This window comes from Parvularcula dongshanensis, from assembly GCF_014199615.1.
Classification (GTDB): Bacteria; Pseudomonadota; Alphaproteobacteria; order Caulobacterales; family Parvularculaceae; genus Parvularcula; species Parvularcula dongshanensis.
This window is the reverse complement of record NZ_JACHOB010000007.1, coordinates 1-13,383: the sequence shown is the minus strand read 5'-3', so window position 1 is coordinate 13,383 and position 13,383 is coordinate 1. Positions and strand designations below refer to the sequence as shown.

Below are 13,383 nucleotides of genomic sequence, written 5' to 3'. Positions count from 1 at the left end.
CAAACGACGGCAAACCAAGACCATGCGCCAGCGCCTCCCCCTCCGCTTCTACTTCTCGGTCATGAGCCTGGCTCTCGCTGCCTGCACGCAGCCTTCGCCAGACGGCGCTGCACGCAGCGACGCGCCTCGGAGCGCCCTGCCCTCGGCGGATTCCGGAACCGCCGGCGGGAATGACGCCGACGACCAGTCGTCGGTCGCCTTCGCGTCGCCCGCCGCATGCGACGATGCCGTGCGCTCTGGCGCGCGCTTCGAAGGCGGCCCGCGCGACGGCGAGCTGCGCGTTGCGACGTGGAACATCCGCTGGTTCCCGGACGGAACGCCGAGGGAGGACGCTGGCACCGATCTGAACTGGCTCGCCTGCACGCTCGCTTACCTCGACGCCGACGTCGTCGCGCTTCAGGAGATCAAGGCGACCGCTGCGGCGGACGTCGCCTGGGCGGTCGTAACCGACGCGCTTGCGGACTACGCCGGCGGCGACTGGCGGGTCGACCTTCAGGACTGCGGCGGCGAAGGTCAGCAGCATACGGGCTTCCTCTACAACGCCGATCGCGTCCGCCTCGAGCGGACAAGCGACGCTTGGGAGATGAACGGCGCCTCGCTCGGCCCCACCGACCCTTGCGCCGGCAACCTCCGCCCCGGCCGGGCGGCCTACGTGCGATCCTTGACCGAAGGCGGCGCGGACTTCTCTCTCGTCTCCGTCCACCTCGACAGCGGCAGGAACGAGAAGGACTTCCGGACCCGGCAGGAAGCCTACGATCGGCTCGAAGGGCTGTTCTCCCGCCTCTTCGCTGCGGAGCGCGACCGGGACCTCATCGTCATGGGCGACTTCAACACCATGGGCGCTGATGGCATCATGGAAGGCCCAAGCGAGATCGAAGCGCTCGCCAAGGTCGCCGCGAACGAAGCCCCGGGCTTCGTGCTGATGCCGACCGACATCCCCTGCACGGAATACTACCGCGGCCAGTGCGGGGCGCTCGATCAGATCGTCGTCGCGTCCGACATGGCGGAGCGCGAGGCGCGGCTCGCTTCGGTCAGCGGAATCTGCGCGGCGCGGAACGGAGAACGCTTCCCCGAAGCGTCTCCGCCGGCCGCCTACGAAGCGCTATCGGACCACTGCCCCGTCGTTCTCGACCTCGCCGACCAGGACCGGGACTGAACCATCGCGAGAGTCGACTGTGGTGGCCAGAACCTCGGCAAGTGAACGCGTATTCGGAGCAACAGACCCAAAAAACCATCAGTCCATATTCATACATTCTCGTTCAACGTCGAACACCGACCTGATATAGTAGTCCCCGTCCACTTGCGAAGACGGTGCATTGGTGTCCTGATCGAGCTTCAGAGGAGGACGAAATGACCGATCGAAGCTTTCCAGTGCCTGAGCTGCCCTTCGCATCCCCCCCCTACGAGTACGATGCCGAAACCCTTCCCGCCGCCTGGCGAAAGCACCCGTTCTCCTGCGAGGACGCGGTCCTCGAACTCGAGCACGCCCGCCGAACCTACCTATCCATCGGCGGCCACCCCCGCGGCCGGAACCACGACGGTCCTTGGTTCTGGTACAAGATGAGCCGCGTTCGTGTTCGCCTCGAAGGGCGCATCGTCCTGACATGTCTTGCTTCTGCCTTCGCTTCGAACGACTTGACGTTGGAAGATCTTCTTTGGACGATCGACGCGTCGCCTCTGCCGCTGGAACACGTCATCCTAGCCCTGACCGACGCTGAACCGGCGGGGCGGCATGCTCCCGCTCCTGCGGGGACGACGGTCGTTCTGCAGCACCTATGGATGGATCCGGCCGTCATACATCCTGAACTCCTTGAGTCCGCGGTGTGCTCCCTGCGCCTGAAGTTGTCTCATCCTCACGAGAACTCCGTCCTCGACCTTCTTACCCTGCAGGTGCTCGATACTCCTGATCGAACGCCGACCTTTCTGCCGCTACTCCCCGGCGGGGTAGAGGTGTGTCGGCGAGGGGAAGCTGAGCCCGCCATCGTCCTTCGTCACCGAACCGCTCCAACCCTCGCCCAGGTCATGGCGTATGCTGAGCCCGATCCGGCCCCCACAGCCTCGGCGTTCCGCGATCAAGCGGAGTTAGCGACCATCCACTGAGCGCGAGCTTGCGCCGTCCTTCCCGGAATGAGTTCGTGCCCGTTGTTAACGTCGCCGCTTAATCGAAACGAACATTGGATGTCGCGAACGGGCCCGATCGGTTGATTTGTACCGTTCTCGCGAACGGACGGTTTGTGTCAGGGATCGTGAGTTCGGCTCACGCCTACCTCGCGCTTCTACCAAACTGCGGCGGACATAAGTGGCGCCCTGACAAGATCGCTCGGTAGTTCGCGGGACCGGCGATTTCAGCTAACGTCGTTCAACGCTTGGTTCGGGGGCCACCATGCAAGAGCGGATCTTTGTCAATCGCGCCGAGGCGAAAGAGTTCTTTAGGAGCGCTATCAACGCGGTGCCGGATGATCGCACGGCATTGCGCGTGTTCCACGGCGAGGGCGGTGCAGGTAAATCGGCGCTCTGTCGGGAACTTGCCGCGCTGGCGAAGGCGAAGGCCTATGACAGCCAGGGGCGGCGTGTCGCCTGCGCCTACCTCGCCTTCGATCGAAACGTCGAGAGTGCCGTTCGTACCGACCCGTTGCGGTTGCTAGCCGCAATCCGCAATGAACTCGCCGATCAGGGCTTCGACTTCCCCGGTTTCGACCTCTGCCTGGCGTTCGTGTGGAACGAACTCCGGGGCATCGAGCAGCCGTTGAAGCTATCGCGCGCATGGCTGTCGAACAGCAGCGACACGATCGCCGAGGGCGTGCGGGACGGGGTCGATTTCGCGCGCGAAGCCATCCAGGAGGAAGTCCGCAAGATACCAGGTCTGGGCATTGTCCTGACGAAACTATCGAAGTGGACCGTGGACAAGTCCAAGCTCGCTTGGATCTGCAAGAGGCAGGAACACGTCGCTACCTTTCTCAAGGGTGCATCGGGCGCCGACGAGAGCAAACTCGTTGAGGAGTTGATCTTGGTCTTCGCGGCCGAGTTGAAGCGGCTTCGCGCAGAGGATGAGCGGCTCGTCGTCGTGCTGTTGCTCGACGAGTATGAGAGCATCTTCACCGGCGGGATTTCCAGCGCGCGCGGTCAGGAGCAGCCGGTGGACCGGGCGCTTCGATCCTTGCTGGAGGAGACCACGCGGTGCCTCGCCGTCTTCTTCATGCGGGGTCCCCTGCCGTGGAGCAACTCCCGCTTCCTCGCCGTCTCGAAAGCCGACCACTACGACGTGACGGGCCTTGAACGGAACTACGCAGAGGACTGGCTGCGCGAAGCCGGCATCGAAGACGAAGCCCTACGCGCCGCCATGATCGACAGCGCGACGGCACTCGAAACCGAAGGCGAGCGGGTCTATCCGGTGCTGCTCGACACGCTGATCGGGCTTCACCGACAGTATGCGCGTCGCGGGCACCCGGTCACGCCGGAGATGGTCTGTGTCCGCGCTGAGGGAATCGAGAGCAAGCTGCGGGAGGTCGTCGAACGGGTTTTGAGAGATCACGGCGACAACCAGGCCGTGAAGCTGACCTTCGGCGTGCTGTGCCTGCTCGGCCGCTTCGACGTCGAGACGGTGCGGTTCGTCGTAGGGTCCTTCCAGACTGGTCTCGCTGGCGATCCCTACGTATTCTTTTCCAACGTCTCCTTCGTTGATCAGGGAGCAGACGGTACGCTGTCCGTCCACGGCAAGATCGCCGAGGTCCATCGGGCCGTCTTCGACGAGATCACCGCGCCTAATCTCGGCATGGACCGGAACGCAGCAGAAGATCGACTGATCGACCACCTGCTTGAACGGGGTGGTGCACGGGACAAGGATAATAGACGGGCGTACAACCCTGTCGAGAGCGAGTTGGTTTTGGAAGCAGCTGCGATCCGGATCCGCCGGGGAGCGGACGGCTACGTCGAATGGCTGAATGCCGTCGTAGGAGAAGAAGCTCGGGATGCACTTTTTCGGCAAGTCGGTGAAGTTTTATGGCGAGGAGCGCTTGGACTTTGCATCGATGTCTTCGGATCGGACCATAAGGACACGGCGACAAGCTACGACAACCTCGCCATCAACCTGACCGCTCAAGGCCGCTACCAAGAGGCCGAACCGCTCCTCCGGACGGCGCTTGAGATCCGTCAGCGGGTTTACGGCAAGGAAGATACCATCACCGCTGCCAGCTACAACAACGTCGCTTCCAATCTGAACGCTCAAGGCCGCTACCAGGAAGCCGAACCGCTCCACCGGAAGGCGCTCGATATATGTCATCGGGTCTTAGGCGAGGGGCATCCCAACACAGCGACGGGCTACGATAACCTCGCCACAAACCTGAGGGCGCAAAGCCGCTACCAGGAGGCCGAACCGCTCTACCGGACCGCACTCGAGATCCGTCAGCGGGCCTTAGGCGAGGAGCATCTCAAAACGGCGACGAGCTACGACAACCTCGCCGGCAACTTGAACGCTCAAGGCCGCTACCGGGAGGCCGAACCGCTCCATCAAAGGGCGCTGGGCATCTGTCAGCGAGTCCTCGGCGACGGGCATCCAGACACGGCGACGAGCTGCGATAACCTCGCTGTCAACTTGGACGCTCAGGGCCGCTACCGAGAGGCCGAACCCTTCCACCAGAAGGCGCTCGGTATCTATCAGCGAGTCCTTGGCGAGGAACATCCCCTTACGGCCAGTAGCTACGACACCTTCGCCAACAACTTGAACGCTCAGGGCCGCTACCGGGAGGCCGAACCCTTCCACCAGAGGGCGCTTGCCATCTGTCAGCGGGTTCTCGGCAAGGAACATCCCAACACGGCCAGTAGCTACGACAACCTTGCCACGAACCTGAAGGCTCAGGGCCGCTACCAGGAGGCCGAACCGCTCTACCGAGTGGCGCTCGAGATCCGCCAGCAGGTTCTCAGCGAGGAACATCCTGTCACCGCTGCCACCTACAACAACCTCGCCACCAACCTGGACGCTCAAGGCCGTTACGAGGAAGCCGAACCGCTCTACCGGACGACGATTGACATCTGTGAGCGGGCCTTTGGCGAAGGGCATCCCAACACAGCGACGAGCTTCGACAACCTCGCCACCAACCTGATCGCTCAAGGCCGCTACGAGGAAGCCGAGCCGCTCCTTCGGACCGCGCTCGACATCTGTCAGCGGACCGTCGGAGACGAACATCCGACTACAAGGAATGTCCGCAGCAACTTGGAGAGCGTAAAGAGGAAACGGTCTTGATATCGACTAGACCTTCTGTCTTACTCGATCCGGGTTGAGGAGGGGTCGCTCGTCGTGTTCGGCTTTCGCTCTTTGTCCGATGACCAGTCGTCATTCCGCGTCCGGATTTGGTTGCACCGAACCGATCAAAAGACCCCATAAATCTGCTATTCGTTATCGTGCCGTGAGCGATTGTCGGACTGCATAAGTCGATGTGACTGAACACAAGACCATGCGTCTGGACATTCGCAAAGCCCCTTCTTCTATGTCGAGCTGCCACGCCGCAAAGAGCACGGTCTTTCCTCAGCGCCATCTCTCTAATCAGCAGGATCCCGAAGCCGATGGTCGCCTCAACCTCTTACGCAGTCGCCGCGAGTGAGGCAGTACGTTTACGTGGCGTTCGGCCGTTAGTCGCATCGACTTCTGCAACCCAACACTAGGATTGCCTTGCGATGAGGAGGCGGAAGGTCCTGCTGACGTCTTCGTCCGTCATCGCCGCCGGCTTCCGCCGAAGCCACTTTGGGAAGGCCTTTGGATTGAGCACCCAAACGTCGCCCGGGTTCCTCGGCGTCCCGCCGATGAAGCGGTCCGGGCACAGAAGGACCGGCTGGACTTCAGGACGCTCGCCGACATCGACGAGCAGCTGCCCGACGAACTCGGCCGATCCTTTGGCCTGCCGCAGAGCGTCGCCCTTCATCGGCGTGCCGCCCATCGTCAGCGTGTCGTTCTCGTAGCGGATCGCGGCGGGGCGTCCTTTGCGGCGCGGCCGCGCAGCTTTCGTCTCGATCGCGAAGACCCCGGCCCTGTGGATGACGACGTGATCGACGTTGAAGCCGTCGCCCTGCAGGTAGTGAAGGACACGCGCGCCGTCCCGCTCGAGGCGGTTCAGGTACTCGCCCACGCGGCGCTCGGCCCAGTACCCGCGCCCGAGAGCGCCGATCCGCCTCAGGTTCCAGAGGTAGATCGCCGCCCCGGTGCTTGTGAGTAGGATCAGCGCAATCCACAAGTGGAGCGTCCCATACCCCTGGTAGCCGGCCAGCCACAAAGCCAGAACGCCGCCCACCGCCGGGAATAGAGCAATCGCCAGACCGAACATCGCGGCGTCGCTCCGTGCGAGGCAGGCAAGCTCCACCGTCTCCCCCGGTCGACGAAGAGGCGTCGGCACGTAGTCGGGGCGGTTGTCGAGGTCGACTTCAGGCTCGAACATGCCCGCATAGCCGAGCGTCAGGACCGACACCCACGTCGGTCTGCGGCGGAAGCTCGCCGTGAGGATCCCCTTCGGTTTCATTCTTCGTTCGGCTCCACCATTGCGTTCGTCGCTGTCCGCATCACTCGTCCTCGCGCATCGTCAGGGGCGGAGGGCGTGTCGAGCGCTGAGCGTCAGGAGGGTCACGATCAGCGCGCTGACGGCCGCGCCCCAGACCCAGTAGGGCAGGAACAGGGCCTCGGCGATCGCGCCCGTGTCGGACCGCGAGAGCCGTCCCCCGATGTCGGCCGACGAGCTGAAGAGGTAGCCGAACTGCTGCCACGCGCTGATCCCGGCCTGGACCCCGACGACCTGGACGCCGAGCCTCTGCCACGTCGCGCTGCCGTAGGTCGCAAGAAGGACGAGCCCGACGCCCATTGCAGGAAGGACCACCCATCCGATCGGCGAGCGGACCCAGATCAGCGTCGAGATCAGAAGCGCGAGCCCGAGCCAGGCGAGGCAAGCCCGCGTCGCCCCGATCCGGCGCGAGGCGAGGATGAGGAGCGAGCCCGCGACGGCCGGACCGAGAGGACCGGCGGCGGACACGAAGGCGCTCGCGAGCCGCCACTCGCCGCCGAAGCGGACGGTCAGCGCGTAGCCCGATCCGTTGGGGAAGATGACGAGGCGTTCAAAGGTTCTGCCGGTGAGCATGCCTGCCAAGCCGTGCCCCATCTCGTGGAACCACGTCGCGAGGATCGTGAAGGGGTAGAGGGCGAGGCGGCCGGTCTCTGTCTGCCACGCCAGGATCGACACGACCGCGACTGCAGCCAGAAGCCAGCCTCGCCCGGAAGGCGACTGCCGCGCGGTGGCCCGGTTCGTCCCAGATCCAACATCGATGCCGACCATTCGCCTCCTCCTCAGTGCCGTTCGTACCGGAGCAGCTCGCAGGCGAACCGCATCGCTTCGACCTCGGACAGACCGAGCTCCTTCATGTGCCGCCTGACGATCGCGGCGCGCTGCCGCGCGGAGACGTTCGAGAAGACGAGCCGGAAGCGGCGCCGCACGGCCGCCTCGTCCCCGGCGGTGAAGACCGTCGGTCCCACCTCCGTCATCAGCACCCTGCCCTTGGCGTCCGACCAGGTCGGCACGCTGCGCCGCCCCGCTCTCACCGAAGCCGCCGACCCGTCAGGTCGGCCGTACCAGTCCAGAAGGAAGACGCCGAGCGCTATAACGCCGATCGTCACGACGTAGAGGAGGAAGACCTCGCCGCCTCCGAACCCGATCTCGTTCATAGGGCGGCCCTTCGAATGACCGTGACCATGGCCGCGATCGACGAGGCGGCGCCGATGAGAAGCACGCCGCTCGCGGCATCGACCGGTACCGGCGCAGCGAGGAACAGGATCGTCAGGCCGGACGCCGGCAACCAGACCCGCCAGAGGCTCGGTGACGGGCCGCCCCACCCGCCCCGCACCCTTACGATCACCGTGCCGATCAGCGACCCGGCGAAGACGCAAGCCACGAGCGTCGGAAGCGCGATCCCGAGCGTCGTCAACCGGAGCGCCGCGAGGACGATGCCCGCCGCGGCCGATAGCCATACGGCGCGCCTCACAGCGCCCTTGGTCCTGGACCATGGTTCGTTGAGGAGCGGGCTGAGCGCGAGGTAGGTTGCCGCCGCGACGCGTCGTTCTTCGTAGCGAGTCTCCGCGGCGATCGGCAGGCGAGCGCCTAGCCCTTCAAGCCCGTCCCGCTCGGCCGAGACGGCAGCGAGGACGCGGGGCGAGCCGTCCGTATCCGGCATGACGGTCGTGACGCCGATCGATCCGGCCACCTGCAGCACGACGCCCAGCGCGAGCGTGCCGAGGAGGAAGAGCGCAGCCTTGATCACGAGCTTGCTTCTTTAACGTCTTCGGCGGTCCCCTCGACCGCATACCGCGCCCACAGCCCCCGCCGAACCTCCCGCGTCAGCACGAACCAGAACTCTCCCTCGAGCGCCGAGCGGTCTTCCCCACTCCCGTGGGTCCAGAGCCGCACGGCGCGCGGCCCCTCGCCTGCCGTCGTGAGCTGCGCCGCGAAGCCGACGAGCTCGCCGTCGCGCCTCCAGTAGCCGGAGCACGTCCGCTCGCCGGTGCCGGGGAGGTCGGTCACGTCGAGGAGCGTCATCATGCTTGGGGTCCGATCGTCAGGTGGCTTCGCATCACACGCTCTGCGCCCGCCAGTCGTCGGGATCGGCGAGCGCCGCGGCGAAGCGTTCCCGCAGGAGCGCCTTCAGGGCGTCCGCCCCGTAGAGGTAGTCGTCCTCGATCCCGAGAAGGATCATCTGGTCCACCTCTGCCCCGCGCCGCTCCGCCTCGCGGGCGTAGCGCTCCTCCATGCAGATGAAGAGGTCCGCCCATCGGATGTCTCGGGGTGGGCGTCTTGGGCAGCCCGGGCCAGATCGCGGCGCAGCGCGTCTCGTAGTCCCGCTCGAAGATGTCCGCCGCCGTGCGGCTGCGGTTCTCGGCCTGGTTGCAGACGAGGAGAACGCGGCGGATGCGGGGCGGGGATGTCACAGGAGCGGGCCCTCCCCTAAGCCCTTGCCGCTCGTGACGGACCAGCGGACCCGCACCACGACCCAGAGCGTGAAGAGGACGACGAGGGGTGTGCCGAGCCAGCGCCAGGCCCAGTCCGCTTCCACGTAGAGGTCTCCGTCTACCACGAGGCCGAAGCCGATCCCGACACCCGCCCCAGCGAGGATGGCGAGGAGCGCGAGGAGGCGCTTCACCTGGTGAGCGTAGGCATGCCCCGCCGTCCGCCAGACGACGACGCCCGCCCCGTTCCTGCGGAGCCAGAGCGCGCGGTTCAGCGCTATGGCGCCCCCCGAAGCCGACCGCGGCGAGGAGCCCCCCGGCGATCGCGACGTGGTTCGCTTCGATGATCATGATGATGTTCCCCCTCGATCGTATTCTCGGTTGAAGGTTGCAGACCTCACGGTGTCTACTGCCCCGGCAGGCAGCTTGGGAGCGCGCGCCGGGCGCGTCGACCTTGCCCGAGCGGATTGCGTGAAGTTGATGGTGCCGCGCGATGGTCTTCTCGTCAGGCTAGAGGAGCACGCGTTCGAAGCTCGTGCCTTCTTTGCCGACGAAGCGGATGTAGGCATGGCTCGCGACGCGATGCGCCTGGCCGTTCGCGCGCGAGCGAAGGAGGTAGGCGTAGCTGTCGAGCTGGATCTGGTCTGAGGGGTAGACGCGTCGTCCGCGTCCCTGCCGGCGCTTCGTGTCGATGATGGTGAGTTCGCCGCCGAGAAGCCGAACCTCGTCGAAGCGGCTGGAGACGTGGGGTCCCTGCGCACCATGTCGTGCTCCGACGCAAAGAGCTTCGAGCCCTGCAGCGCCTCCGGCAGCAGAACGGCCTCCGCCTTCCGGCTGGACTTCAGCAACAGGAAGCCGATCGCCATAGCGCTCTTCGCCCCCCTGACGCGGTCCTCGACCCCGTCCTCGTAGGGTATACAGTCAAGGCCACGCTGGTCCGGCACGAGGGCGAGAAAGGCGTCGTAGACGCGGTTGACGCTCGCCCCCATCCACGCGGTTTCCGCGTCGGGATCGGCTGGCCGATGCCGCCCTAGCGGGTCTCGGATCTCGTGCGGACCGTGTCACAAACAAACGCACTGGTAGCAGAACGACGCGACGATTGTTCGACCTGTGCAAGACCGTTAGCTCGGCGGAAACTACGCAGGCCGAGAGCGCTCGTCGGCGTTGCCGACCTGACCAACTTTGCGGACACGAAGCCCCCATACTGATGCGCGACGGCGGTCGCGGCGCCCTCACCATCGAAGGGATGGCACTGACTCTTCTTCGACAAGACGGTGGGCCTCGATAAGAGCGATATTGAATGTTCGAACCGTCTCCACGAAGGCGATTTCGTACTGAAAATCGGAAGGACGCCGTCCCGCTCGATCGCCGGGATGAGTCGGCAGAATGGTCAACATGACAGCCGTGGATCGCCTTACGACGGAACCGTCGGGTTAGCTCGGAGGGGCGGCTGCCCCGGTCGGTGTTACGCGAGAACTGGTCCGCCGAACGTCATGAAGTGCCGCCCTCATTTCTAGCGGCGAGAGTTTCTCGAGGAGCGCAGCGGCGAGCTTGACGATCGCTTCCGAAGGTTCCTCGCGGGTCAGAATGTCGGCCTCATAGCGCCGCCGAGCGGCTGCGTCGGATCGTCGAACCTCCTCCTGAATGACAGCGAGAAGGTAGGCCGTCAGCGTCATGCCCGCAGACCTAGCGAGCGCCGCAAGCGCGTCGCGGTCGCTTGCTGGAATGCGCGCTGACAGGATCTTCGTCGTGGCCATACCGCTCTCCTACCAGCGAACTCTGTTCTGAGTTTCCATAGAGCGGACGTGTATACAGTCGCCTTAAGCGAGAATTTGTATGCGCGAGTTCGCTCATTCAGACGAGAAAATGTTATACAACCTATCAAAAATGTTTAACACAGAAAGAACAACAGCTTGCTGGAAATTCCGACCGCCTCAAATTTTGCGTTTTTCAGGGAATCAGCAGGTTCGCGAATTTTCTGCAGTAGTAAGTATCTGTTTACATTGAACCTGAGTCTCGGCCGCAGGCAGTGCAAGTGTGCGTTCCTCCTTCGTAATTTAATCTGCTAATCGGTCCGAACTTTGGGGTCGCTAGGCATAGAGACATTATGGACCCGCCGAGGCCCGTCGACGGAGGGCGGAAATTCGGTCGAGCGGTCCGTCTCCATCGGTTTGCGGGCGCAGCTAAACCGCAAGAAGGGTTCAGAAGAGAGCCGAGCCCATTCGCAATTCGCGACGAAAGACCTCGACAGAAAAGGGACCGAACCGACTCGGTTTCCATGCTCGCTGAGGACGGTTTGAACTTGCTGGGACGTCGCAGTCCGGACCCATTCGCTGGTTGCTGAGGGGCGACGTTCGATCGAATTCTGAGCGGTCTTCGAGGTCGGCGATGCGCTCGCTTGTCACCTGATCGGCGATCGCAGGAGCCTCGAGCGAGCTGCCGTACTTTCGGCCGCGAGTGTCGGCTGCAGTCCGCTCTTTTTGCGAAGGATCGACACCTGACTGTTCGCGGAGATCATCGAACCTTCGTCTCTATCACACGCCCTTTTAAGGAAGGTGGGGCCCCACAAGCGCCTCAGAACGGACGGCCGAAGCTACCTCGACGGCCGTTCCTCTATTGGCACATGAAAGGCTCTTCCGGGTCCGAAGAGATCGGGTTTACTGCCTTCTGAACCCCCGCCGGCGCCGCCTGTCAGGGGTGGGCATGCAACGACGTTCTCGAACCACCGGGGGCTGCATTCCGCCCGCCGGCAGGACAGCTGTCTTCACCTAAGGGCGGGCCGAACGCTCACTCAGCGAACGTCTTCACTTGGTCCCGCGAGTTTCCCTCCGGCGCATTTTAGAACCTTCTGGTAGGCGCGTCTCAGCCGACATCGGCAGATCAAAATATCATCTTTGTGAACTGCTCACCGGTCACCCATTGGCGGTCTCGAAGCGCACAAAAGCCGACAGGTTCGGACGGTCGGGGGTAGTGGGAAACTTCGACACGAGGACCCCTTTCGCGCCTTACGAGAGGCGGAGGAAGAAACGGTGGCGGCGCGACCAGGGCGTCTTTTCTCGCTTCCCTAGACTACCAATTACAGGGCGCTTCACGGCGCCTCTGCGCGGCTCACGGCAGGGCAGCTGCGCGTCACGCATGGGGGCCGACGGCGTCCTTCTGACAGTGGACAGCCCTCGCGCTGTTGGCGGTTAAAAGGCCACGGCCGTCAACTCGAACGGGCCGCCGCGCGGTCCCCCGAGAAGTCGCGAATTGACGCGGCAGCGCCGCCAAAAGAGGGTCTCTCAGTCCCCCATAGCGACACCCGTCAGGGTCCACCTACCGTCCTGATTGGAGAATGAACGGCGACCGGACAGCCCCGTTGCTCCCGACTTCACAGAACGCAACGCACCGGTCCCGTTGGTTGGTTGGCTGCCTCGCTCAATGGCATATCCGGGAGGATCGTGCGATCTTAGGCAGGTGCGAGATTACGCAACCAAGACATTCGTCAACGACGAGCTCGAGAAGTTCGAGCGAAGCTTCCAAAAAGAGCTCAGCGAGATGACGGCTGCGATTCAGGCGACGATCCTGCAGGTCGGTGCCTTCCTCCTCGTCCTCAGCACGGCCTACGCGTTCCTCGGCTAACGCCGATGCGGTCCACCTAGGGGCGGAGTTTGTTCCGAACCGCCACTCTCGTCGACTGGGTAGAACCCCCTATGCCTCGTTCGGCGAAAGCGCGCGGCGCCATTCGGCGTTGTCCCCGCCACCGGATCGACGTACGCAGAACGGGCAGTCGGTACGTCCCGACCGTGAGGCGTCGTAACCTCCCGTCATAGGCACCGGTCACCACTCGTGACCGGGTGGCCGCCGCGTATGTCCAAGGCACCGCCCAAAGGCGGCGGCGCCTTGTGCCTATGCAGGGTTACGAACACCCGGTTCGGGACCACCGCCAGGAGCGGAGGTCCAAGTCATGAACGAACAATCTCACCCCGACGGGGACGCCGCGGCGCTGCAGTCACTGACTGACGCCTACGGCGGTCTGCCCGTCCCGACGTCGCTCTACTGTCGGCACATCGTCGCGACGCTGCGGCACGCCGACCTGGCGCGCATCGTCGACCTCGTGTCGCCGATCCTGAGTCGCTTTGCGAAGGACGCCTGCGAGCACGCGGGCCCGAACCCGGAAGCAGCGAAAGACGATGAAGAGGACGACCCGCTAGAGGGACGCTTCGTCATCGACAGGTTCCGATACTTCGCGCTCGCCATGGCCCCCGGCGGCTTGCGATCAGAGCTCGCGAAGGCGGTTTGGGAGGTTGAGGAGGTTTGGCGGGGCGGTCGGGAGGTCGTCAGCTGGGAAGACGTTGCCCTCCTCTTCGAGCAGCCCGTCATCGACCTCACCTTCTCCGCGATCGGCCGCGGCTACCACCTCGCCCAAGGAG

General features: G+C 64.3%; 14 protein-coding genes. 6 read left to right on the top strand and 8 right to left on the bottom strand.

The features are described from left to right. Positions 1-22 precede the first annotated feature (22 nt). The 3 genes from GGQ59_RS13620 (at position 23) to GGQ59_RS13610 (ending at position 5,239) form a co-directional block, all read left to right on the top strand. Entirely contained in the window at positions 23-1,156 is a 1,134-nt protein-coding gene (locus GGQ59_RS13620) for an endonuclease/exonuclease/phosphatase family protein (RefSeq protein WP_183819589.1), read from the top strand. Between the two features lie 194 nt (positions 1,157-1,350). Further along, positions 1,351-2,100 (top strand): hypothetical protein, encoded by a 750-nt coding sequence (locus tag GGQ59_RS13615; RefSeq protein ID WP_183819587.1) that lies wholly within the window; start codon positions 1,351-1,353, stop codon positions 2,098-2,100. A 283-nt stretch (positions 2,101-2,383) separates the two neighbouring features. Continuing rightward, positions 2,384-5,239 carry a tetratricopeptide repeat protein gene (locus GGQ59_RS13610; RefSeq protein WP_183819585.1) on the top strand — a complete coding sequence of 952 codons (2,856 nt, stop codon included), beginning with the start codon at positions 2,384-2,386 and terminating at the stop codon, positions 5,237-5,239. Between the two features lie 415 nt (positions 5,240-5,654). On the opposite strand, the gene GGQ59_RS13605 is transcribed toward GGQ59_RS13610, so the two are convergent. The 7 genes from GGQ59_RS13605 to GGQ59_RS13575 all read right to left on the bottom strand — a co-directional run bounded on the left by GGQ59_RS13605 (position 5,655) and on the right by GGQ59_RS13575 (position 9,165). Continuing rightward, positions 5,655-6,506 carry a nuclease-related domain-containing protein gene (locus GGQ59_RS13605; protein ID WP_183819583.1) on the bottom strand — a complete coding sequence of 284 codons (852 nt, stop codon included), beginning with the start codon at positions 6,504-6,506 and terminating at the stop codon, positions 5,655-5,657. A 60-nt stretch (positions 6,507-6,566) separates the two neighbouring features. Continuing rightward, positions 6,567-7,310, bottom strand: a complete 744-nt coding sequence (locus tag GGQ59_RS13600) for a M50 family metallopeptidase (RefSeq protein ID WP_183819581.1) — start codon at positions 7,308-7,310, stop codon at positions 6,567-6,569. Positions 7,311-7,321: 11 nt separating this feature from the next. Further along, on the bottom strand, positions 7,322-7,696 hold the full coding sequence (locus GGQ59_RS13595; protein ID WP_183819579.1) for a hypothetical protein: 375 nt from the start codon (positions 7,694-7,696) through the stop codon (positions 7,322-7,324). Then, entirely contained in the window at positions 7,693-8,289 is a 597-nt protein-coding gene (locus GGQ59_RS13590; RefSeq protein WP_183819577.1) for a hypothetical protein, read from the bottom strand. Before GGQ59_RS13590 ends, GGQ59_RS13595 begins: the two co-directional genes overlap by 4 nt. Beyond that, entirely contained in the window at positions 8,286-8,567 is a 282-nt protein-coding gene (locus GGQ59_RS13585; RefSeq protein WP_183819575.1) for a hypothetical protein, read from the bottom strand. Before GGQ59_RS13585 ends, GGQ59_RS13590 begins: the two co-directional genes overlap by 4 nt. Positions 8,568-8,598: 31 nt before the next feature. Beyond that, positions 8,599-8,775 (bottom strand): hypothetical protein, encoded by a 177-nt coding sequence (locus GGQ59_RS13580; RefSeq protein ID WP_183819573.1) that lies wholly within the window; start codon positions 8,773-8,775, stop codon positions 8,599-8,601. A gap of 174 nt (positions 8,776-8,949) precedes the next feature. Beyond that, a complete protein-coding gene (locus GGQ59_RS13575; protein ID WP_183819571.1) occupies positions 8,950-9,165 on the bottom strand; it encodes a hypothetical protein in 216 nt (71 codons plus the stop codon). A gap of 277 nt (positions 9,166-9,442) precedes the next feature. Here GGQ59_RS13575 and GGQ59_RS13570 point away from each other — a divergent pair, with 277 nt between their 5' ends. Next, complete coding sequence (locus GGQ59_RS13570) at positions 9,443-9,619, top strand: hypothetical protein (RefSeq protein ID WP_183819569.1); 177 nt, start codon at positions 9,443-9,445, stop codon at positions 9,617-9,619. A gap of 785 nt (positions 9,620-10,404) precedes the next feature. On the opposite strand, the gene GGQ59_RS13565 is transcribed toward GGQ59_RS13570, so the two are convergent. Continuing rightward, positions 10,405-10,728, bottom strand: coding sequence for a hypothetical protein (locus GGQ59_RS13565; RefSeq protein ID WP_183819567.1), 324 nt, complete (start codon positions 10,726-10,728; stop codon positions 10,405-10,407). A 1,699-nt stretch (positions 10,729-12,427) separates the two neighbouring features. Between GGQ59_RS13565 and GGQ59_RS13560 the strand changes: the two genes are divergently transcribed. After that, positions 12,428-12,592 (top strand): hypothetical protein, encoded by a 165-nt coding sequence (locus GGQ59_RS13560; RefSeq protein WP_183819565.1) that lies wholly within the window; start codon positions 12,428-12,430, stop codon positions 12,590-12,592. Between the two features lie 325 nt (positions 12,593-12,917). After that, positions 12,918-13,383: hypothetical protein (locus GGQ59_RS13555; protein ID WP_183819563.1), on the top strand; the 466-nt coding region annotated here is incomplete at its 3' end.

Bases quoted from the DNA above. Each gene is read 5' to 3' on its own strand.
- GGQ59_RS13610 (WP_183819585.1), top strand. From the start codon at position 2,384: ATGCAAGAGCGGATCTTTGTCAATCGCGCCGAGGCGAAAGAGTTCTTT.
- GGQ59_RS13620 (WP_183819589.1), top strand. From the start codon at position 23: ATGCGCCAGCGCCTCCCCCTCCGCTTCTACTTCTCGGTCATGAGCCTG.
- GGQ59_RS13595 (WP_183819579.1), bottom strand. From the start codon at position 7,696: ATGAACGAGATCGGGTTCGGAGGCGGCGAGGTCTTCCTCCTCTACGTC.
- GGQ59_RS13600 (WP_183819581.1), bottom strand. From the start codon at position 7,310: ATGGTCGGCATCGATGTTGGATCTGGGACGAACCGGGCCACCGCGCGG.
- GGQ59_RS13605 (WP_183819583.1), bottom strand. From the start codon at position 6,506: ATGAAACCGAAGGGGATCCTCACGGCGAGCTTCCGCCGCAGACCGACG.
- GGQ59_RS13580 (WP_183819573.1), bottom strand. From the start codon at position 8,775: ATGGAGGAGCGCTACGCCCGCGAGGCGGAGCGGCGCGGGGCAGAGGTG.
- GGQ59_RS13585 (WP_183819575.1), bottom strand. From the start codon at position 8,567: ATGATGACGCTCCTCGACGTGACCGACCTCCCCGGCACCGGCGAGCGG.
- GGQ59_RS13565 (WP_183819567.1), bottom strand. From the start codon at position 10,728: ATGGCCACGACGAAGATCCTGTCAGCGCGCATTCCAGCAAGCGACCGC.
- GGQ59_RS13615 (WP_183819587.1), top strand. From the start codon at position 1,351: ATGACCGATCGAAGCTTTCCAGTGCCTGAGCTGCCCTTCGCATCCCCC.